A 20,677-nucleotide genomic window follows, 5' to 3' on the forward strand; every position below is an offset into this window, starting at 1 on the left:
AAGTGAAAATATAATTTTTTTATTCTTCCTCTCCTGAATTATCCTTATTTGCAGGCTTTTCTTCTTCTGTTGCGGCAAAATCTGTAATTCCGTTTTTAATTAGCAGGTTATACCATTGAAAGATCTTTTTCATATCGCTGGCATAAACACGATCTACATCATAATCTGGCAAAACTTCCGCGAAATATTTCAACAATTCAGCTTTGTTAGATTTATGACTTATCGCTTCTCCTCCATTTTCTTTTTCTTTCATCTTCTCAAAGATTTCCGCAAGCGGAACTTCTTCGGTGTATGTATAGATAGCGATTTCGCTTAACAAACTTACATTATGGCGAATGTTCACGGCCATTTTTTTTCCGTCAGGAATTGATTTTACAATAAATCCGCCGCGGCTTTGAGCGGTTAATTCGTATAAACCGGGTTTTCCCGAAATCGCTAATATTTTATCTAATCCCATAGTATGTTTTTATTTCCTCAGTGAGAGTTTTATTCCCCGAGTCTTAGCCCGGAATTATATTATAGTTTTCCAATTTGTGCCTCGTAGACCTTTGCGAGGTTTTTTAATTTTTAGGCTGGCAAATATCAGCTGCCAGAACTAATTATCAAAGTGATTAACGCCCTTTTTTCATTTCGGGAAAACGCATTTTATAATCGATCTTTATTTTCCCTTTTGATATTCCGGAAAGTTTACCTTTAAGCAAACGCTTCTTTAAGCTGGAAAGTTTATCGGTAAATAAAATTCCTTCAATATGATCGTATTCATGCTGAATAACCCTGGCGGCTAAACCGGTAAAAGTCTCCCGATGTTCTTTAAAATTCTCATCCTGGTATTCAATCACAATTTTTGGCTTTCTAAAAACATCTTCCCTAATTTCAGGAATACTCAAACAGCCTTCGTTAAAAGCCCATTCTTCCCCTTCTTCTTCAACAATAGTTGGGTTGATAAAAACTCTTTTTAGTTTTTTAAGCTCTTCGCGTTCCTGTAATTCTAACTCCTCGTCCTCTGCAAACGGACTCGAGTCTACAAGAAACAACCGAATTGGGCGGCCAATTTGCGGCGCGGCTAAACCAACGCCAAAAGCATTATACATGGTTTCCCACATATTTTCTATCAATTCATCCAGTTTTGGATAATCTTCCGGGATTTCTTTACATTTTTTTCGTAAAACCGGATCCCCGTAGGCTACAATTGGTAAAATCATTCTTTTTGATTTTATATTTTATAATGAATATTTTATAATCTTATTTTCCGGAATTTTGGTTTCTTACCGCAGTGATCCTCGATGCAATAAAGATCGATGTTAACTCTTTAGCTTCAACGATCAATTCTTTTGAATCTTTCTCATTTATCAAATTTTCATCCTTCGCAAATTCTATCCAGAAAATGCACTCATCAGCTTCTTCAATTACTATTCCTAATTTTGAAATAAAAGCTTTCTTCGATTGCCCTAAACATGCGGCTCTGTAATTCGCTGCAACAGAAGTACTACATCTAATCAACTGACCCTCAATATGGCTTCCTAATTTATTTTTTGGAAGATTTATTGCTAGTTTTACGCATTTATGTGCAAAAACATTGGAACAATTAATTAAGTCAGTTTTCATTCAATTAAACAACCTAAATTATAAATTATTCAATAGGCATTATACATTTTAAGGCTATTCGTATAAATAGGATTGCAGAATAATTGTTGCACTAATTTCATCTATAAGCGCTTTATCTCTGCGTTTCTTCTTTTTAAGTCCGCTGTCTATCATAGACTGAAAAGCCATCTTTGAGGTGAATCTTTCATCTATCCTTTTAACGGGCATTTCAGGAAACTTTTTAATGAAAATTTTTAAAAATTGCAGGATATAGACTTCAACAGCGGAAGCCGTATCGTCTTTTTGCTTAGGTTCCCCTACCAGTACCAATTCAACGTTTTCTTCTTTAAAATATTTTTCAAGAAAATCCAGAAGTTCTGGTGTGTTAACGGTAGTTAACCCTGAGGCAATCATTTTGAGCTCATCGCTAACGGCAATACCTGTGCGTTTTGTCCCAAAATCAAGTGCCATAATTCGTGCCATCTTCAAAATTTGCGCAAAGGTAAGGTTTATATTGCTTTACCACCAAAAATTAGGCTTAAGCTATTATATTTGCTAAAAATCAAGAAAAATGGATCATTTAGAAGCTAAGATTAATGAAGCCTGGGAAAACCGGGATTTACTAAAAGATACAGAAACCATAAAAGCGATTCGCGAGGTTATTTCGCTTTTAGATGCCGGAAAATTAAGAACCGCAGAGCCTACCGAGAATGGCTGGAAAGTAAACGAATGGGTAAAAAAAGGCGTGGTACTTTATTTCCCAATCCAGCAAATGGAAACTTTAGAAGCGGGAATCTTTGAATATCACGACAAAATTCCGTTGAAAAAAGGTTATAAAGAAAAAGGAATTCGTGTAGTTCCAAATGCCGTGGCAAGACACGGAGCTTACATCTCCAGCGGAGTAATTATGATGCCAAGCTATGTAAATATTGGCGCCTATGTAGATGAAGGCACTATGGTAGATACCTGGGCAACAGTAGGAAGCTGTGCACAAATTGGTAAAAATGTACACCTTAGCGGCGGCGTAGGAATTGGTGGGGTTTTAGAACCTTTACAAGCTTCTCCGGTAATTATAGAAGACAACGCATTTCTTGGATCAAGAAGTATTGTGGTTGAAGGCGTTAAAGTTGAAAAAGAAGCTGTGTTAGGTGCTAATGTAGTGCTTACCGCTTCCACCAAAATTATAGATGTTACCGGCGACGAACCTAAAGAAATGAAAGGAATTGTGCCGGCAAGATCGGTAGTAATTCCAGGAAGTTACACCAAGAAATTCCCTGCCGGAGAATATAATGTTCCCTGCGCATTAATTATTGGAAAACGTAAAGAGTCTACCAACAAAAAGACTTCTTTAAACGATGCTTTACGCGAATATAATGTAGCGGTGTAATTTTAGCTATAAGAAAGCTAACAGTAGAATCGCAGATGAAAATACTTATAATTCAGCAAAAAATGGTTGGGGATGTGCTTACATCCTCAATCTTATTTGAAGCCCTTCGGAAGAAATATCCGGAAGCTGAATTACATTATTTAATCTATCCACATACTAAACCGGTTGTAGAAAATAATCCGTTTATATATAAGATTATTGAATACTCTCCGAGGATTGGTAAAGATCCCGTAAAATTCCTGAAATTTTTGAATTTTATTCGCAGGGAATCTTATTCTGAAATAATTGATATCTACTCAAAAATAAGTTCGGGCATTATAGCCAGCTACTCTGGCGCGTCGATAAGACTCGGTTTTCAAAAAAATTATACCCGGCCATTTTATACACAAACTTTTACCTACAAAGAGAACCCGGAAACCAACGCAGGTCTGGCTATAGAAAATAGAATGCAGGTTTTAAAAGGGCTTGATCAGGATTTTCCTAAAGAGCTAAAACCTAAAATTTACATTTCTTCGGAAGAAAAAAAATTCTTTAGACATAAACTTCAAAAACAGGGCGTGGATTTAGATCAACCCGTCGTTATGTGCGGCGTATTAGGGAGCTCCAGCATGAAATCCTATCCGGGAAATTATATGTCCTGTCTTTTGGACGAGTTGATAAATAAGGTGCCAGGAGCTCAAATACTTTTTAATTATTTGCCCTGGCAAACCGCTGAGGCGAAGAATATTTATAACCAGTGTAATCCTGAGACCCGATCTCGAATTTTCCTGGATATTTACGAAAATTCTCTAAAAGGCTTTATCCTGAATGCTGCTAATTGTGACCTTTATTTTGGTAATGAAGGTGGAGCTGCAAATATTATGAAAGCATTGGAAATACCTACGTTTTCCATTCACTCCCCCATTGTAAAGAAGAATTATTGGGCGATCTACGAAGATGAAGCAAAACATATTTCAGTTCACCTTGAAGACTTTCATCCAGATCTTTTTAAAAGTTGCCCACCTAAGTTTAGTAAACAAAAGAATGCCGAACTCTACCAGAAACTAAATCCCAAACTCATTAAATTGAAATTAAATGAGTTTTTAAAAAACCTTGAAATATGAATTATCGGTTTCTAATTTACATCAGCTACACCTACGCATTTCCAATTGGAGAACCTTTGGAAAAGGAAATTAAAAAGCGAGGTTACGAAGTAAAATGGTTTGCTGATGAACCAGAAACCCAGGAAAAATTCAGTAGCGATAAAGCTGTTTTAAAAGATATTCAGGAGGCCATTGCTTATAATCCTCATATTATTTTAAGCATTACCAATAGTATAGCCGATTTCCTGCCCGGTTTAAAAGTGCAGGTTTTTCACGGTATTGCACCAAGTAAACGGAATTTCAAAAAGGGCCATTTTAGAATTCGGGGATTTTTTGACCTTTATTCAACTCAAGGTCCATTTACTACTCAACCTTTTAAAAAGCTTCAGAAAGAACACCAACATTTTGAAGTGGTTGAAACCGGTTGGCCTAAACTAGATCCTTTATTTCCCCTGGAAGAAATTCCGCGGGAAAAACCTACGATCCTAATTTCATCTACTTTTAGTAAAAAACTGAGTTTAGCTTATAATGATGAAGTAATAGATGAAATAAAGCGTATTTCTGAAATAGGAAATTGGGAATTTAAAGTAGTATTACACCCAAAAATTCCGCCGGAACGCGTTCAGAAATTTAAAGATATTCAAAGTGAAAATCTTACCTATTACGATACAACCGATCTAATTCCACTTTTTCGAGAAAGCGATGTACTGTTTGCTGATTCAACATCAGTAGTAACAGAATTTTTACTTCAGGAAAAACCGGTGGTAACTTTTAGAAATACCCAACCCGGTCCGCATTTAATAAATATTACTGAAGTTGCTGATATTGAAAAAGCATTGGAAGATGCGCTGGATCCCGATGTAAGTTTACTTGAAGAAATTCAGGAATTCAATGCAAATATGCATCCTTATAAAGACGGGAAATCAAGTGAGCGCCTAATAGATGCTTCAATAAAATTTCTTCACGCCGATAAAAGTCACTTAAAACCTAAACCTTTAAATCTCATTAGAAAACTAAAGGTTCGAAATAACCTTGCCTTTTATCCGTTAAAAACTTACCGAAAACCTCCGACACTAGATAGAGAAAACTAATTTGTAAATTATACTATTTAATCTTAGAAGTAGTTTTTATCTATTAAATTTGTCACCTCAATTTGGGTGAGGAGTATGAAGATGGTTTAAATGAAAATCTATGATCATTCCTTATTTCATATAGATGATTTAAATTCTCAGATTAAAAGTATATTGAATGACAAAACCTTTAGAAAATATTCAAGTAGATGCCGTTATAACCTGGGTAGATGGAAACGATAAAAATTGGCAGAAAAAAATAAATACTTATTCTGATTCAAAAATAAATTTCTCTTCTGAAAATCATCTTAAACGATACAATTCAATTGGAGAAATTGATATTGCGATTAAATCTATAATCAAATTCGCGCCCTTCATTAAGAATATTTTTTTAGTAACCGATAATCAATCGCCTGAATCTTTTGATTCACTAAAATCATTAGCTCAAAAGAAAGGTATGAACTTAGAATTGGTAGATCATAAAACTATTTTTAGGGGATTTGAAGAATATTTACCCACCTTCAACTCTTGCTCTATTATTTCTATGTTGTTTAAAATCCCTAACCTGTCCGAGCATTTTATTATTTTTAATGACGATACTTTTGTAATGAAAGAAGTATCTGTTAATGATTTCTTTATTAATGGAGAACCAATAGTAAGGGGCAAATGGCAAGCGTTCAATGAAGATAAAAAGTTGCGAAAATCTTATCACGAGATTTTGAGTTTTTTGGATGTCCCTATAAAAAAGGATAAAATTAGTTTCAAAAAATTACAACAAAATAGCGCCCAATTGGCTGGAATGGATAAATATGTTAGACGTTTTCACACGCCAGTTAGTGTAAGAAAGTCAACTCTAACAAACTTCTTTAAAGAAGATTCTTTACTTAGAGAGAATATACAACACAAGTTTAGAAATCAAAATCAATTTCTTCTCTCTTCATTGTCAGAGCATTTGGAGATTAAAAATAATACTTATCATTACCGCAATTATTCGCAATTAACATACTTCCGATCTTATAAAAACTTATCGTCGACTAAGTTAAAGTTGAAATGGTTTGAAAAAAAACAGAAGAAACTTTTCCTCACTTTTCAAACCTTGGATATGGCAGATGATGAGATATTAGATTATATATTGGATTGGATAGATAAAAGATTAAGTGAAAACTAAGATACTTTTCATCTTAGGTAGAAATATTTAGAAACATACCTAAAAGTAAAAATCCATAAATTTTAGCAATATTGAATTCAGATATTATGAGAGAAAGAAAATAACTGCCGTTCTAATTTCCCATTATCAAAATTTTAAGTGAAATTAAAATCTACTTCTGGTCTGTTTTTTCCAAATATTTATTCATTACAGCCAACCCAATTAAATGTTCACGTTCTTTATCAAAGAATTGAGAAACATATTTGTTCGCATTTCTAATAATTTGATTTGCCTCTTCCTGGTTTTCAATATAATAATTGAGCCGTTCTTCCAGGTCTGAGTAATCGTCTTTTATCTGGATATAATGATGATTTGCAATAAGCTTCCCCTCCATAAACCAGGTTTCGAACTTTGGTGTTGGCATCACCGCTATAGAATTAGAAGACATAATCCATTTCAAATTGCTAGCCACATCATTGCCTTCCAGCGCTAAAACAAATTTATATTGAAGATGGTGATATAGCGTGCATTTCTCCACAGTCCATTCTGGCGGCAATGTTTTTTTTTTGGTAATATTCCCCAAATCGCACATAGGATGATGAAAGTATTTTTCCATAAAAGCGATACGATGGGGTTTATTATCAACTTTTCCACGGAAAATAATTCTATCTAATTTCTCATTGAATTTCAACCGATCTCTGATAAAGATAAAATGCCTCACCTCGTCCAATTTCAATAAAACTGAATTGCTGTTATCTCCAGAAATTGGCCTGCTTTTTACTATAGATGGAATTTCTGGTATATACGTTACATCGCCTGGTACGTAATTCCATTTAAAACTTCCCTTAAACCAGGAAATAACACGATAGGCATCGAGGAAATAAACCGATTTTACTTTTTTACTTTTCTTTAATTCGCCAAACCTTTGGGAAGATTCCGGGAGTTCTTGAGCCGTATGAAGTTTATTATAATACTCAACTCTTGAAGTTATATAATTGGCATCAGGCCGGGATTTGATTGATTCTAATTTCTTTGATAAGCGACTTTGAAAAACATATTTAGGAAGGATTACCTTAGCATAATTCCTAATATAATAGGGCAATTTTGCATTTTTCCCGGAAGCGAATAGAAATTTTAGATTCATATCGGATCATTTTTTTCCTATAAGGCTTTTAAATTTCTGTTTCAGCTTTCTCTTCTTACCGCGATTAATAAAAAAGGCATTAACAAAATACCACATTTTTTTAAACACTTCAGCTTCACTCTTTTCAATAAGTTCTGCGTATTCCTCCGCCATAATTTCAACCTTTTCCCTATCTGGAGTTAACCGGGCAAAATTCTTCATCCGCTCGGGAAAATTAAGCGGTTTAAAATTCATCCTGTTTAAATCTACCAGGTAGAATTGATAATCGCCGTTATTAAGCTGAATCAAAGTATTACCGGGACTATGGTCTAAAAATTCTATATTATTTTCGTGCAGCTTGAAAGTAAACCGGGTAAAAGCGCGCAAAATATCCTCGTGTCCAGGTATCGATAAATCCAGATCTCTGAAGGTAAGATCATAATCTAAATGCTCGCTTATATAGAAACTTTTAGTAAGAGCACCTTTACTGGTCTCTTCAGCAAAAGCAATAGGTTTAGGTGTTCCTATCCCTTTCTTAATCAGTTTTTCTGCAAATTTAAACGAACGCTCAGCTTTAGATTCTCTAAAAAGCACATAGACATATCTGTTGATGTAATTAGGCTGTTTAAAAGATTTAATATTGAATTTCATCCCCTCTTTTTCAACCACCTTAATGTGATTCCTTCGGTGCTTTTTTCCGGCAAAAAAAGATTGGCCAATCGAATTGAAATTCAACAGAATTTCTTCAATATTCTTTTTAGATAACTTATGATATTTTGAAATGAATATCTTCATCAACTTATAAAATTAAAGCTTTTCCTGATAAATCCCAGAAATGGAATTAGACCAGCAAAATCTCCAAATATCGCAGTGCAAATTACTATTTTTGCGATCGCATTAGAGATTGCTTAATCAAAATCTCAGGTTTATAGTAATTGGCAAATATAACTATTGCATCAACGAATTAAGAGAAAGACCTAATGAAAATCCTTCATTTATCGGCAGTAAAAAATTGGGGAGGCGGCGAAAACCAAATCGAATTGCTGTGTGAAGAATTTAAAAGTGATTTTCCCGAAGTCGAAAATCTTATCCTTTGTGTCAAAAATGGCCTATTTCATAAAAAATTAAAACACACCGACTTAAATTTCCAAACATCAGCACTTAGCTTTAATTTTGATCTTCGGTATAGTTTGAAAGTCGTAAAAATTTGCAAAGAAAAACGTATAGATCTTATTCATATTCACGATCCAAAAGCGCTATCGCTAGTGGTTTTAGCAGATGAGTTTTATAATTTACCACTAATGGTTTTTAGCAAAAAAACCTCTTTTCCTATTAAAAATAGAGAGCAAACAATTTATAAGTACAACTATCCAAAACTTAAACGTATTCTTTGTGTTTCGAAGAAAACCCGTGAAATAGCTGCGGAAATAATTAAAGATCAGAATCGCTTAAAAACGATTTATCACGGAATTTCAATTAAGAAGCAAAGACAGCTTTCGGCTAAATTTAAACTGCGAAAAGAACTTACACTGCCCGATGATGTTATAATTGTGGGTAATATTGGAAATCATATTCCCGCTAAAGATCTCACTGTTTTTATTGAAACTGCTGAGAATATCCTTAGGCAGCAGAAAGGCTTAAAATTTCATTTTGTTCAAGTTGGGCAATTCACTCCAGAAACCTCAACCTTTCTTAAACTCTTAAAAACAAAAAATTTAGAATCACATATTAGTTTTTTGGGCTTCAAAGAAAATGCATCAGTAATAATTCCTCAATTAGATTTTTTGATGCTTACCTCAATTTCTGAAGGGGTTCCTAACGTGATCTATGAAGCTTTCTATCATAAAACTCCGGTTATCTCCACAAATGTGGGCGGAATTCCCGAAATTGTGACCCACATGGAAAATGGTCTTTTAGCCGATGCTAAAGACGCTGAAGAATTAGCCGAACTCTTGCTATTTTTACAGGAAAACAAAGTGCTGATTTCTCGATTTACTGAAAATGGCCATAAAAAACTGGTAGAAAATTTTACCACAAAACAAATGGCCCAACAAACACTACAAGAATACAAAAATGTCCTTAATGGAAGATATTAAAACCGAAATGCAAAACGCCCTGGCAACCTTAAAACGGGGCGGACTTATACTCTACCCTACCGATACGGTTTGGGGAATTGGCTGCGATGCCACCAATGCTGAAGCTGTAGAAAAGGTATATAAACTTAAAAAACGTCACGAAAGTCAGGCGCTTATTTGCCTGGTTTCAGACTATAAAATGCTGAATCAATTTGTTGAAGATGTACCGGAAGTAGCTTACGATATTCTCAAATTTGCGAAAAAGCCTACTACGATTATTTACGACGATCCAATTCGCGTAGCTGAAAATTTAATCGCCGATGATAATTCTTTGGCAATTAGAGTTTCTAAAGATAAATTCAGCAATGATTTGGCAAAACGGTTTCGGAAACCAATCGTTTCTACCTCGGCAAACATTAGTGGTGAAAAAACACCCGGATCCTTCGCTGAAATTAGCCCCGAAATTTTAGAAGGTGTCGACTATGTAGTAAATTTGCAAAAAAATAAAAAATCGGCTAAACCCTCCGCCATCATCAAATTAAGTAACGATGGTAAGGTAAAAGTGATTAGAAAATAATAACGAAAAGTTTATTGATAAGTTCGTTAAGACTTTTTTACGTCAAGCTGAACTTGTTTCAGCTTCTAATATCTTAGAATTATCAAATTAGATCCTGAAACAAGTTCAGGATGACGTTTAAGTTTCCAGTTTCTTAGAACGTGTTTAGCAATGAAGCCAGGTTCAAAAAGCTTGGGTTTCAAAAGAAATTACAGTAGTGAAGAATTATAAAGGCGCTTTATCCCACAATATATTCAGAGTCATCACCCAGGCCTCGGAAGAAATAAAACTTGAAAGCTATGTTATTGGAGGCTTTGTTCGCGATCACATTTTACAGCGAGGAGAACCTAAAGATATTGACATTGTAGCAATAGGCAGCGGCATTGAACTTGCAAAAAAAGTTGCCGAAATACTTCCGCATAAACCCAAAGTTCAGGTTTTCAAAAACTATGGCACGGCGATGCTGCGTGCTTACGATATGGAAATCGAGTTTGTTGGTGCGCGTAAAGAAAGCTATCAAAAAGACAGTCGCAAACCCATTGTGGAAGACGGAAGTCTGGAGGACGACCAAAATCGTCGGGATTTCACCATAAATGCGCTGGCGCTTGGTTTGAATGAAGATAACTTTGGAAATCTTTTAGATCCCTTTGATGGAATCGAAGATCTAAATTCGAAGATCATCAAAACCCCGCTAGATCCCGATATTACTTATTCTGATGATCCTTTGCGAATGCTTCGGGCTATTCGGTTTGCAACGCAGCTAAATTTTAAGATCGAGAAAGAATCTTTAGATGCAATTAGCAGGAACAAGAAACGTATCAAGATAATTTCAAAAGAAAGAATTACCGATGAACTGCATAAAATAATGCTAGCCGAAAAACCTTCGAAAGGCTTTTCGCTATTACATAAAACCGGGTTACTCCATATCATTATGCCCGAGTTGACCGCTCTGGAAGGCATCGACGAAATTGAAGGCCAGAAGCACAAAGATAATTTTTGGCATACGCTGGAAGTGGTAGATAATATCGCAGAAAACACCGATGATCTTTGGCTCCGCTGGGCAGCTTTATTGCACGATATTGGAAAAGCCCCTACTAAAAAATTTCATAAGAAAATTGGGTGGACTTTTCACGGGCACGAATTTGTAGGCGCAAAAATGGTCTTCAAACTATTTAAACGGCTACGTCTTCCGCTAAATGACAAGATGAAATATGTGCAGAAATTGGTTTTAATGAGTTCACGACCAATCGCTATTGTGGACAACGATGTAACCGATTCTGCCGTACGCCGCCTTATTTTTGACGCAGGTGAAGATATTGAAGATTTGATGACGCTTTGTGAGGCCGATATCACTACTAAAAATCCAAATCGATTTAAGAAATACCACAATAATTTCAAAGTGGTTCGCACCAAAATGAAAGAGGTGGAAGAGCGTGACCACGTTCGTAATTTTCAACCTCCGGTTACCGGTGAAGAAATTATGGAAACTTTCAATATTAGACCATCCCGTGAAATCGGTATTATAAAAGACACGATTAAAGAAGCAATTCTAGAAGGGGAAATTCCAAACGAACACGAAGCCGCGAGAAATTTAATGCTTAAAAAAGGAAGAGAATTGGGATTATCAGTGAGTAGTTAAGTTTAGGTTTTTAACTTTCAATTTAAAATATGTATAGAAAATCGGTTAAAATTTCCCTGATCCTGGTTTACCTGGTTATTGTTGCCGGTGCAGTGGTAAGAATGACGGGTTCTGGGATGGGTTGCCCTGACTGGCCAAAATGTTTTGGTTATTATATTCCTCCAACCGAAGTTTCAGAACTGGAGTTTCAGGCTAATCGCGAATATGAAAAAGGACAGGTAATAATTGTAGACGAGACTTTAAAAGTAGCAGTAAGCAACTTTACTTCCGCAGAAAACTATTATGAAGAAAATTGGGAAACCTACACAAAACACGACTATGCTATTTTTAATCCAACGCATACCTGGGTTGAATACATAAATAGGCTTGCCGGGGCTTTAGCGGGTTTTGCCGTACTTATTATGGCTGTACTTTCCTTTAAAAAATGGAAAAAAAGAAAACGAATCACTTTGCTTTCCTGGCTTAGCGTTTTTCTTATGGGCTTCCAGGCCTGGCTTGGCGCGACCGTAGTTTATTCGGTTTTATCGCCGGTTAGAATTACCATTCATATGGTGATGGCACTGGTAATTGTAGCTATCTTACTTTACTTGCTATTTATTTCAGAAGAAAAAAAACTAGCTCACGAGCCAAATAAAACTTTTAGAAATTTAATGGTTTTGGCCGTAGTGCTTACCCTAATACAGGTGATTTTTGGAACGCAAGTTAGACAGTTTGTAGATGAACAGGTTAAAATATTTGGTTATAACGCTAAAGATATGTGGCTGGAAAACCCCAATCTCACCTTCTATATTCATCGTAGTTTTTCTATCCTTGTTTTACTTGTAAACCTTGTACTCTGGTGGAAAAACCGAAAACTTCAACTAAAATTTGGTAAAATAAACTGGGTTTTATTGTTCATTTTCCTGGAGATTTTAACCGGCATTGCCATGTATAATTTCGAATTTCCGTTCACATCGCAACCGCTACATTTGGTGATTGCCGCGGTATTGTTCGGATTTCAATTTTATTTATTATTGGAAAGCTTTGCCGCCGGCAGAAAGTTGAAAACTTCGTAACTTTGCCCATTAAAATTTGATATTATGGTTTACCGATTTAGAGTAATTCTTGATGCAGAGGAAGATGTGTTTAGAGATATAGAAATACTGCAGGAAAACACGCTGGAAGATCTTCATAATACCATTTTACAGTCTTTTGGGTTTGATGGTACAGAGATGGCTTCGTTCTATTTAAGTGACGAAAAATGGGAACAGGGCGAAGAGTTTTCCCAATTTGATATGGGTGGTGAAGTTCGACTAATGAATGAAACCAGCCTGGAATCTATCTTGGATGAAGATAATAGAAATATTATCTATGTTTACGATTTCCTAAAGATGTGGACTTTTCTAATAGAATTGGCCCAGGTTGGCGAAATTGAAGATGGCAGAGATTACCCAAACCTTATGTTTGTTCACGGGCAAATTCCCGATGAAGCACCAGATAAAGATTTTGTAGGAGAAGATGATGGCGATGCAGGTTCCGGTGATATTTTTGACCAGGGCTTCAACACCAATGATTACGACGACCTTTCATTTGATGAAAACTGGAATTGATTACAAAGTAATCATCCCGAACTCGCTTCGGGAACCTGGTTTATCGTCATCCTGAATTTATTTCAGGATCTAAGTAGTTCATATCTCAATAAGAAACGTCATTACGAACGGAGTGAAGTAATCTTTAATTTAAATTACCAAAATCTGACAGATTGCTTCGTACCTCGTAATGACGATAACTTGAATAATAAAATTTTAGCTACAGTTTATCCCTTATATTCGGGACGGAAAATAACAATACTAAGATTTCCGCCTTCGCGGAAATGACAAAACTATATACTGAATGATCAACCTTTTTAATGCGCAAATTGAATCCCTTTCTATTCACAGAGTGGGCAATAAAAGCCGAAATGAGAACATTTTTCTCTCTGCGGCTCCTTATCAATTAAATGATGAAATCACTCCTTTAATCAAGGAATATTTTCTTAAATCATTTAGAGAAAAAGAAGAAAATTACTTTAATTTCTCTCACGATACCGATATTGAATTCAACGAATTATACAATTTAGCCAATGCTATTTTTGATAATCCTGAAAATATTCATGAAGCTTCAAAAAAGATCACCACTTTATTATTTGAGCAGTCTTCCCATCCACACATCAAGAGCGGAGAAGTATATGTAGTATATTTTGAAAACCTACAGATTGATAATGAAAAGGTTTCAGGAATTGGCATTTTTAAATCTGAATTAAAGCACGACTTCCTGCAATTTCAAGAAAACGGCAGTATTTTGGAGATGATTGTTCAGCAGGGAATAAATTTGAATAAACTGGATAAAGGCGCGTTAATTTTCAATAAAAACCGTGCTGAAGGATATAAGATCCTCTCGGTAGATTCTAATAAATACGATACTAAATACTGGCTGGAAAACTTTTTAGGGGTCGATGTAATGCGTGATGAAAATTACAACACTAAAAGTTACCTAAACTTCTGTAAGAATTTTGCTAAAGACGTGGTTTTGCCTGCGGAAGACAAAAAAGAAGAAGTGATGTTTATGAACCGAAGTATGGATTACTTCGCCAAGAATGACGACTTTGAAGAAAGTAATTTCCTGAATTCAGTAATAGACAATCCTGATTTGGTACCCGAATTTCAGCATTATAAAACTGAAAAAGCGCCTAAATATAAGATTGAAGACCTCACCAATTTCCCAATCGCCAACAAAGCGGTGACCGATGCTCGTAAGAAAATTAAAAGCGTTATCAATCTTGATACGAACATTCAGATTAAAATGGATTTTGTAAATGCTGAATCGGCCGATAAGTTTGTGGAAAAAGGCTGGGACGAAGAAAAACAGATGTATTATTACCTGGTTTACTTTAATAAAGAAGAAAAGAGTTAAGAAAATCTTCTAAAATTAATAGCCACGAATACACAAATATTATTAGTGAATTCGTGGCTATTTTTTTTCAACTGTTTTTACATTAAAAAAGTTGTATAAAAAGTATAGTTTCGTCAAGCTGAATTTATTGCAGCTTATAACCTGTTCTAATTATCGACATTTTTGATCCTGAAATATCCCGAAGTTTCGGGACAGGATGACGATTTTAAGGAAAGTTCTCACACAACCCATTTTTCTTCTAAGAACTTTCCAGCAAACGTTTCATATTTACATCTTCATAATTACGCCGCACAAAATCTAAAGCAGTTCTAAGAATTTGTCCCATGGTGCTTGCACGTTTAAACTTCATATCGTTGGTATAGCGATATAAATCTTTCCTTAAGGTTTTCACATTTGCCTGGGTAGATACGTGATCATTTATCATGCAACGCAATAATTCTTTGTAACGTGGGCGGGTATTAATAATCCTTTTGGCGAGCAGGGAGCGCTCCTCTTTTCTATATTGCTCAATAGAAGATTCCTGCAGTTTCTCCTGCACAAGCTGCACCATCTTAAGATTCTCTTTAAAGAACTGCGGTCTATAAACTTTTAAATTTCCTTCAAAACACTGCTGATCAAAATCTATCGCCCTTATTTGATATTCGACGTGATCAAAATCGTGAGTTGGAATTACCACGTAATTGTAGGAACGCATATCTCCCAATAATCGCACTGTACAGCGCTCATTAAATTTCACAAATTGCTTGGCTATTTGGGTTTGCGCCCTGTTATCACAACTTGGTAAATGTTCTTCTATAAAAACATCTCCGGGAATACCGGCAATATGTTCTTCAATTAAAGTATCCTTATATACCAAAAAATTAATTCGGTGTGGGGAAAGCAAATGCTCAAATTCAAGTCCGTAGATTCTGGAAGCATCAGCCTTTTTTACATAGAAATAAGTAAAACTATCATTTAAGATATTTCGCACTTTTATACGGAAAGGTTTTGAATTTCCGAAGGTGCAATAATCAATAGCATCAACATTTAAGAATTCCAGCGAGTCGTCACTTCCATCCGAATGCATAATGGTGTACACCTGTTTTAGGCTATTATCTATTTCCTCTCTTTCAAAATCGGGATAATAACAACGCACCCAAAAAGTATCTTCTTCGTGCTGATCGTATACTACAACCGAGCCTGAAAATCGCAACAAATCATCGTAAAAAACAGGGATTTTGGTGTTTCGGTTATGTTTGGCCAGATATCGATTTAACCTTTCATTTACAGCAAATGAAGGTTTCTTCTTAGACATCAGCTTTTCTTCCATATTATATCAGCTTTTCATCAAAAATAAGCTTTCTAAGGCGAAATCTGTAACAATTGTCTAACTTCGTCGTCATACTTTAAACTTTTCTTCAATTTTGGAAACAATTCTAAGTCTCAAAGACCTTACTAAAAAATATGGCGCGCTAACCGCGGTAGACAGCTTGTCTTTCACCATAGAAAAAGGCAACGTATATGGTATTTTAGGCCCTAACGGAAGTGGAAAATCTACTACCCTTGGGATGGTACTTAATGTAGTAAATAAAACCTCAGGGGAATTCGCCTGGTTTGGTGGTAATACTGAAACACACGAAGCTTTAAAAAAAGTAGGTGCCATAATTGAGCATCCTAACTTTTACCCTTATATGACAGCGGTGCAAAACCTGGCTTTGGTTTGTAAAATTAAAGACGTTTCTCGTGATAAAATTGAAGAAAAGCTGGAAATCGTAAACTTACTGGATAGAAAAGACAGTAAGTTTAAAACCTTTTCTCTGGGTATGAAACAGCGTCTTGCCATAGCTTCTGCCCTACTCAATGATCCGGAAATTTTAATTTTAGATGAACCCACAAATGGATTAGACCCACAGGGGATTCACCAAATTCGAGAGATAATCAGGAAGATCGCCGCCGGAGGAACTACCATTTTGCTCGCTTCGCATTTACTGGATGAAGTAGAGAAAGTTTGTTCTCACGTGGTGATTATAAGAAACGGCAAGAAGCTTTATAGCGGCCCTGTTGATGCTATAAATGCCAGCCATGGTTTCTTTGAACTACAGGCCAAAAATATGCAGTTATTGCAAGACTTACTTATTGCGCATCCGGGAATAGAAAATGTTACAGAAAAGGAAAATGTGGTTACGGCCATTCTTAAAGAGCCTATGGAGGCTGAAGCTATTAACGAATATTTATTTGAAAAGGGACTTTCACTTTCTTACCTGGTAAAGCGAAAAGAAAGCCTGGAAGAACAATTCCTTGAATTAACCAATGAAACTCCCGCTGCATAATGTTACGACTTTTAGAGATAGAATATCATAAATTACGCTATAGCCGTTCGGCAAAAATACTGGTTCTCACCTATTTTATTTTAATAACATTTATTGCTTTAATAGCATCTATCGAATTTAATTTAGGCGCCATTAACTTTCGCGTAGCCGATCAGGGAATTTTTAATTTTCCATATATCTGGCATTTTAATTCTTATATAGCCGCCTTGCTAAAATTATTCCTGGCTATCGTTATTGTTTCCATGATGTCTAACGAATATACCAACAGGACACTAAAACAGAATTTAATAGACGGCCTAAGCAAGAAAGAATTCATCGCTTCTAAGTTCTTAACCGTAACGGTATTTTCATTGATCTCTACCATCTTTCTGTTTGTGGTTTCGCTTATCTTAGGACTTTCATTTTCAGATTTTACCGAGGTTTCTATCATCTTTTCAGATATGGAATATATGATCGCCTATTTCGTAAAACTCACCGGTTTCTTCGCTTTCTGTATGTTTTTAGGAATTCTTGTAAAACGTTCGGCTTTTGCCCTGGGTTTTCTGTTTATCTGGTGGATCTTAGAAAGTATTGTTTACGGGGTTTTAAAATGGAAAATCTTTAGAGATTCTGAAGTCGCTGATAACATTGCAAGATTTTTTCCGCTGGAATCTATGAGCAATTTAATTAAAGAACCCTTCTCGAGACTATCGGCGGTACAAACCGCAGCGACTCAAATAGGTTCAGAAATTGAGAAAGACTATGGAATTCATTGGTATCAATTAATAATTGTGATAATCTGGACTGCTATTTTTGTATTTTTATCCTACAAGCTCTTAAAAAATAGGGATTTATAGGTAATAGTATGAAAGTAGCTGAATGAAATTTTCTCATCTTTTTTTTGTCTTTTTTTTGGTTGTGAGTTTACAGCTTTATTCCCAACAAGAAGCTTCTAACTGGTATTTTGGAGTTGGAGCCGGACTCTCTTTTCCCAGCTCTAATAGCGATCCTGTAAGCTTGAATAATGGGAGGTTACAAACCCTGGAAGGTTCTACAAGTATATCTGACCGAAACGGGAATTTACTTTTCTATACCGATGGTACGGTTGTGTACGATAAGACCCATAATATAATGCAGAATGGAAACAGCCTAAAAGGTGACATTTCCACTACACAATCTGCTATTATAGTACCACGGCCGGCTAACCCTGGTCGCTACTTTATTTTTACCGTAGATAAGCCAGATTATTATCTCACCCCAGGAAACCCTATTGAAGGCGTTAATTTTTCTGAAGTAGATATGAGTCTAAATAATGGTAATGGCGCTATAATTAACGGGCAAAAAAATATACATTTAGTAACCTACAACCCATCAAATAGCTTACAAAACGAGTTTAAAAGTTCAGAAAAAATAACCGCCGTAATTGCGGGAGATTGCTCTTCCTATTGGGTAGTCACTCAATTTATGGATAAATTTTATTCATTTAGAGTGAGCTCTTCCGGGGTGGATACCAACCCGGTTATATCTGATATTTCCAATAATTTCGCTCCAATTTTAGATGACCAGAAGATCAATATTACTTCCCGGGGATATTTAAAAATTTCTCCCGATGGCCGTAAAATGGCCGCTGCTTATTCGCAAACTTCCCTGGGCAGTCCCAGAACCGGTGGTGGAAAAAATAGCGGCGAAGTCTATTTGTACGATTTTGATGATGAAACAGGAAGGGTTACTAATGAAGAATTACTATTGCTGGATACTTATCCTTATGGTGTTGAATTTTCTCCAGAAAGCACTAAACTGTATGTCACCACCAATGAATATGAGGGTGGTGAGGTCTTACAGGAAAGTAAAATATACCAGTTCAACCTGGAAAGTTCTAATGTTAGAAATTCTGAAACAGTGATCAATTCTTCCAGCAATGTGGCGGGAGCACTTCAATTAGCAATAAACGGAAAAATTTATCGCGCAGGATACCCGAAAGATGGTGGCTCAGAATCCCATAGCTCTATTTCGGTTATAAGTAATCCTGGAATGGATCCAGAAAATGTGACTTACAGCCATAATTCAGTAGATATTTCTCCTAACTATGTCAAACTTGGGCTTCCTCCTTTTGTTCAATCCTTATTTCAGGATAGTTTTGATGTAGATAACCTTTGTTCAGGCGCATCTACAAAATTTACTATTACCGGTGAAAATGATTATGATTCTGTTTTATGGGATTTTGGCGATGGAAACACTTCCACTACCGAGAATCCGCAACATACTTTCGCTCAACCCGGTACTTATAGCGTAAGTTTGATCAAAACGATTTCAGGTATTCCGCAAGAGCCGGTTTGTAAAGAAGTTACTATTACCGAGCTGCCAAATATTTCCAATAATTTCACTCTTACTCAATGTGATGTGGGCGATAGCGACCCTAATGATGGTATAACCGATTTTAATCTGCAACTCGCTCGCGAGGAACTCACTTCTGAGGATCCAGGTCTTCAGCTTTATTTTTATGAAAATGAGAATGATGCGCAAAATGATACCGAAAACCAAAACGCCTTAGATAATATTTACAGAAACAACTCCCAGGATCAGGAATTAACGGTAAAAGTTATTGGTTTTAACTCCGATTGTTTTGAAATCGCCAGTATTAAACTACACACCACAAGCAGTGTAGTTCTTGAGCCCGAAGCCGCTACTGGGTGCGAATTAATGGATGGTGAGGCTGAATTTGATCTGCCTACCATTGAACAGAATATTATCGCTGAATTAGGACTGAATAGTAGCATAAGTTTAAGCTTTCACGAATCTGAAAATGATGCAGCAGTTGGCGAAAATCCTCTTTCAGGCACGTATATATCTGGAGCGAAAACAATTTATATAAGAGCAGAAAATGCCAATGTTTGTTACGGTTTTGGATCTATAGATCTGGAAATAGCAGCTTTTCCCAGGATTAATAATATTTTGGAATTACAAGCCTGCACCTCAGATTTTCCGCTAACGCTCGGTGATGATCTAAATATAACCAATCCCGAAAATTTTGACTTTTTATGGAGTACAGGAGAAAATTCGGAAAGCATTCAGGTAAATGAAGCAGGAGCCTATAGCCTTAGAATTACCGATACTAATTTAGGTTGTGGCCAGTCAATAGATTTTATCGTAGAAGAATTCCCAAATCCTGAAATTTTAGAACTGGAAATTGAAAATAACGGTCAAAATAGCAGTGTAACCGTGCTTACTAACAATATTGAAGGTTTAGAATTTTCTATAGACGACCCCAATGGCCCGTATCAAAACACTCCTACTTTTAGAAATGTTTCAGGCGGCCCACATACTTTTTATGCCAGAAGTGCAAATTCCTGCGAAGTTGCTCAATTTGCCGAAATAATCTTTGGTTTCCCGGCATTCTTTACGCCAAATAGCGATGGTTATAACGATTTTTGGCGTCCGTATGAAACCAATAACAAGGATTTCCAGGTGGAATACATCTATATTTTTGACAGGTATGGAAAACTATTAAAACAATTACCTGGAAATACTTCTGGATGGGATGGCAATTATAATGGTAGACCAATGCCATCTAATGATTATTGGTTTAAAGGCAAACTGGCAAATGGTCAGGAATTTAGCGGCCATTTTACCCTAAAACGTTAAGGAAAAGTTTATCAGTTTGAATAGGCAGGATTATTGATTAGTTTCGTGAGAATAAGACATGAAACTACCTTGCGGCAAGCCCAAAAGGCAATAAATAGAGAATTTTTTGAATTTCGAGCCAGGCCTCGAAGCATTTAAATCTCGATTATCGAG

The 20,677-nt window shown here is 35.9% G+C and carries 20 protein-coding genes; 13 read left to right on the forward strand and 7 right to left on the reverse strand.

The window, feature by feature from the left end; translation table 11 throughout:
* Positions 1-19 precede the first annotated feature (19 nt).
* The 4 genes from APB85_RS00280 to ruvX form a co-directional block, all read right to left on the reverse strand.
* Positions 20-457 (reverse strand): DUF5606 family protein, encoded by a 438-nt coding sequence (locus APB85_RS00280; RefSeq protein WP_057480163.1) that lies wholly within the window; start codon positions 455-457, stop codon positions 20-22.
* Positions 458-611: 154 nt separating this feature from the next.
* Positions 612-1,202: a peptide deformylase gene (gene def / locus APB85_RS00285; RefSeq protein WP_057480164.1), complete on the reverse strand. Its 591-nt coding sequence runs from the start codon at positions 1,200-1,202 to the stop codon at positions 612-614.
* A 40-nt stretch (positions 1,203-1,242) separates the two neighbouring features.
* Entirely contained in the window at positions 1,243-1,605 is a 363-nt protein-coding gene (locus APB85_RS00290; protein WP_057480165.1) for a four helix bundle protein, read from the reverse strand.
* A gap of 54 nt (positions 1,606-1,659) precedes the next feature.
* Positions 1,660-2,067, reverse strand: coding sequence for a Holliday junction resolvase RuvX (gene ruvX, locus APB85_RS00295; protein ID WP_057480166.1), 408 nt, complete (start codon positions 2,065-2,067; stop codon positions 1,660-1,662).
* Positions 2,068-2,155: 88 nt separating this feature from the next.
* Between ruvX and APB85_RS00300 the strand changes: the two genes are divergently transcribed.
* From APB85_RS00300 to APB85_RS00315, 4 genes are all read left to right on the forward strand, one after another.
* On the forward strand, positions 2,156-2,971 hold the full coding sequence (locus tag APB85_RS00300; protein WP_057480167.1) for a 2,3,4,5-tetrahydropyridine-2,6-dicarboxylate N-succinyltransferase: 816 nt from the start codon (positions 2,156-2,158) through the stop codon (positions 2,969-2,971).
* A gap of 35 nt (positions 2,972-3,006) precedes the next feature.
* The gene (locus APB85_RS00305; protein WP_057480168.1) at positions 3,007-4,074 is read left to right on the forward strand and encodes a glycosyltransferase family 9 protein; all 1,068 of its coding nucleotides are present in this window, start codon (positions 3,007-3,009) and stop codon (positions 4,072-4,074) included.
* The gene (locus tag APB85_RS00310) at positions 4,071-5,144 is read left to right on the forward strand and encodes a CDP-glycerol glycerophosphotransferase family protein (protein ID WP_057480169.1); all 1,074 of its coding nucleotides are present in this window, start codon (positions 4,071-4,073) and stop codon (positions 5,142-5,144) included. Before APB85_RS00305 ends, APB85_RS00310 begins: the two co-directional genes overlap by 4 nt.
* Before the next feature lie 157 nt (positions 5,145-5,301).
* Positions 5,302-6,291: a Stealth CR1 domain-containing protein gene (locus APB85_RS00315; protein ID WP_057480170.1), complete on the forward strand. Its 990-nt coding sequence runs from the start codon at positions 5,302-5,304 to the stop codon at positions 6,289-6,291.
* A 151-nt stretch (positions 6,292-6,442) separates the two neighbouring features.
* Here the strand turns inward: APB85_RS00315 and APB85_RS00320 are convergent, their stop codons facing one another.
* Both APB85_RS00320 and APB85_RS00325 read right to left on the reverse strand, forming a co-directional pair.
* Positions 6,443-7,414 carry a glycosyl transferase family 90 gene (locus APB85_RS00320; protein WP_057480171.1) on the reverse strand — a complete coding sequence of 324 codons (972 nt, stop codon included), beginning with the start codon at positions 7,412-7,414 and terminating at the stop codon, positions 6,443-6,445.
* 6 nt (positions 7,415-7,420) lie between these two features.
* On the reverse strand, positions 7,421-8,188 hold the full coding sequence (locus APB85_RS00325) for a lipopolysaccharide kinase InaA family protein (RefSeq protein ID WP_057480172.1): 768 nt from the start codon (positions 8,186-8,188) through the stop codon (positions 7,421-7,423).
* Between the two features lie 185 nt (positions 8,189-8,373).
* Here APB85_RS00325 and APB85_RS00330 point away from each other — a divergent pair, with 185 nt between their 5' ends.
* The 6 genes from APB85_RS00330 (at position 8,374) to APB85_RS00355 (ending at position 14,594) form a co-directional block, all read left to right on the forward strand.
* Positions 8,374-9,489 (forward strand): glycosyltransferase family 4 protein, encoded by a 1,116-nt coding sequence (locus APB85_RS00330; protein ID WP_057480173.1) that lies wholly within the window; start codon positions 8,374-8,376, stop codon positions 9,487-9,489.
* Positions 9,476-10,045: an L-threonylcarbamoyladenylate synthase gene (locus APB85_RS00335; RefSeq protein ID WP_057480174.1), complete on the forward strand. Its 570-nt coding sequence runs from the start codon at positions 9,476-9,478 to the stop codon at positions 10,043-10,045. The genes APB85_RS00330 and APB85_RS00335 overlap by 14 nt, the downstream gene beginning before the upstream one ends.
* Before the next feature lie 196 nt (positions 10,046-10,241).
* Positions 10,242-11,663 carry a CCA tRNA nucleotidyltransferase gene (locus APB85_RS00340; RefSeq protein ID WP_057480175.1) on the forward strand — a complete coding sequence of 474 codons (1,422 nt, stop codon included), beginning with the start codon at positions 10,242-10,244 and terminating at the stop codon, positions 11,661-11,663.
* 29 nt (positions 11,664-11,692) lie between these two features.
* Positions 11,693-12,718: a COX15/CtaA family protein gene (locus APB85_RS00345; protein ID WP_057480176.1), complete on the forward strand. Its 1,026-nt coding sequence runs from the start codon at positions 11,693-11,695 to the stop codon at positions 12,716-12,718.
* A gap of 24 nt (positions 12,719-12,742) precedes the next feature.
* Entirely contained in the window at positions 12,743-13,252 is a 510-nt protein-coding gene (locus tag APB85_RS00350; RefSeq protein ID WP_057480177.1) for an IS1096 element passenger TnpR family protein, read from the forward strand.
* Between the two features lie 283 nt (positions 13,253-13,535).
* The gene (locus tag APB85_RS00355; protein ID WP_057480178.1) at positions 13,536-14,594 is read left to right on the forward strand and encodes a nucleoid-associated protein; all 1,059 of its coding nucleotides are present in this window, start codon (positions 13,536-13,538) and stop codon (positions 14,592-14,594) included.
* 238 nt (positions 14,595-14,832) lie between these two features.
* Here the strand turns inward: APB85_RS00355 and APB85_RS00360 are convergent, their stop codons facing one another.
* Entirely contained in the window at positions 14,833-15,903 is a 1,071-nt protein-coding gene (locus APB85_RS00360) for a hypothetical protein (protein ID WP_057480179.1), read from the reverse strand.
* A gap of 94 nt (positions 15,904-15,997) precedes the next feature.
* Here APB85_RS00360 and APB85_RS00365 point away from each other — a divergent pair, with 94 nt between their 5' ends.
* The 3 genes from APB85_RS00365 to APB85_RS00375 are packed head-to-tail and all read left to right on the forward strand — an operon-like array spanning position 15,998 to position 20,524.
* On the forward strand, positions 15,998-16,903 hold the full coding sequence (locus tag APB85_RS00365) for an ABC transporter ATP-binding protein (protein ID WP_057480180.1): 906 nt from the start codon (positions 15,998-16,000) through the stop codon (positions 16,901-16,903).
* A complete protein-coding gene (locus APB85_RS00370; protein WP_057480181.1) occupies positions 16,903-17,739 on the forward strand; it encodes an ABC transporter permease in 837 nt (278 codons plus the stop codon). Before APB85_RS00365 ends, APB85_RS00370 begins: the two co-directional genes overlap by 1 nt.
* A gap of 22 nt (positions 17,740-17,761) precedes the next feature.
* Positions 17,762-20,524 carry a T9SS type B sorting domain-containing protein gene (locus tag APB85_RS00375; RefSeq protein WP_057480182.1) on the forward strand — a complete coding sequence of 921 codons (2,763 nt, stop codon included), beginning with the start codon at positions 17,762-17,764 and terminating at the stop codon, positions 20,522-20,524.
* The last annotated feature ends 153 nt before the right edge of the window (positions 20,525-20,677 follow it).

Origin of the sequence: Salegentibacter mishustinae, from assembly GCF_002900095.1 — a bacterium.
GTDB lineage: Bacteria > Bacteroidota > Bacteroidia > Flavobacteriales > Flavobacteriaceae > Salegentibacter > Salegentibacter mishustinae.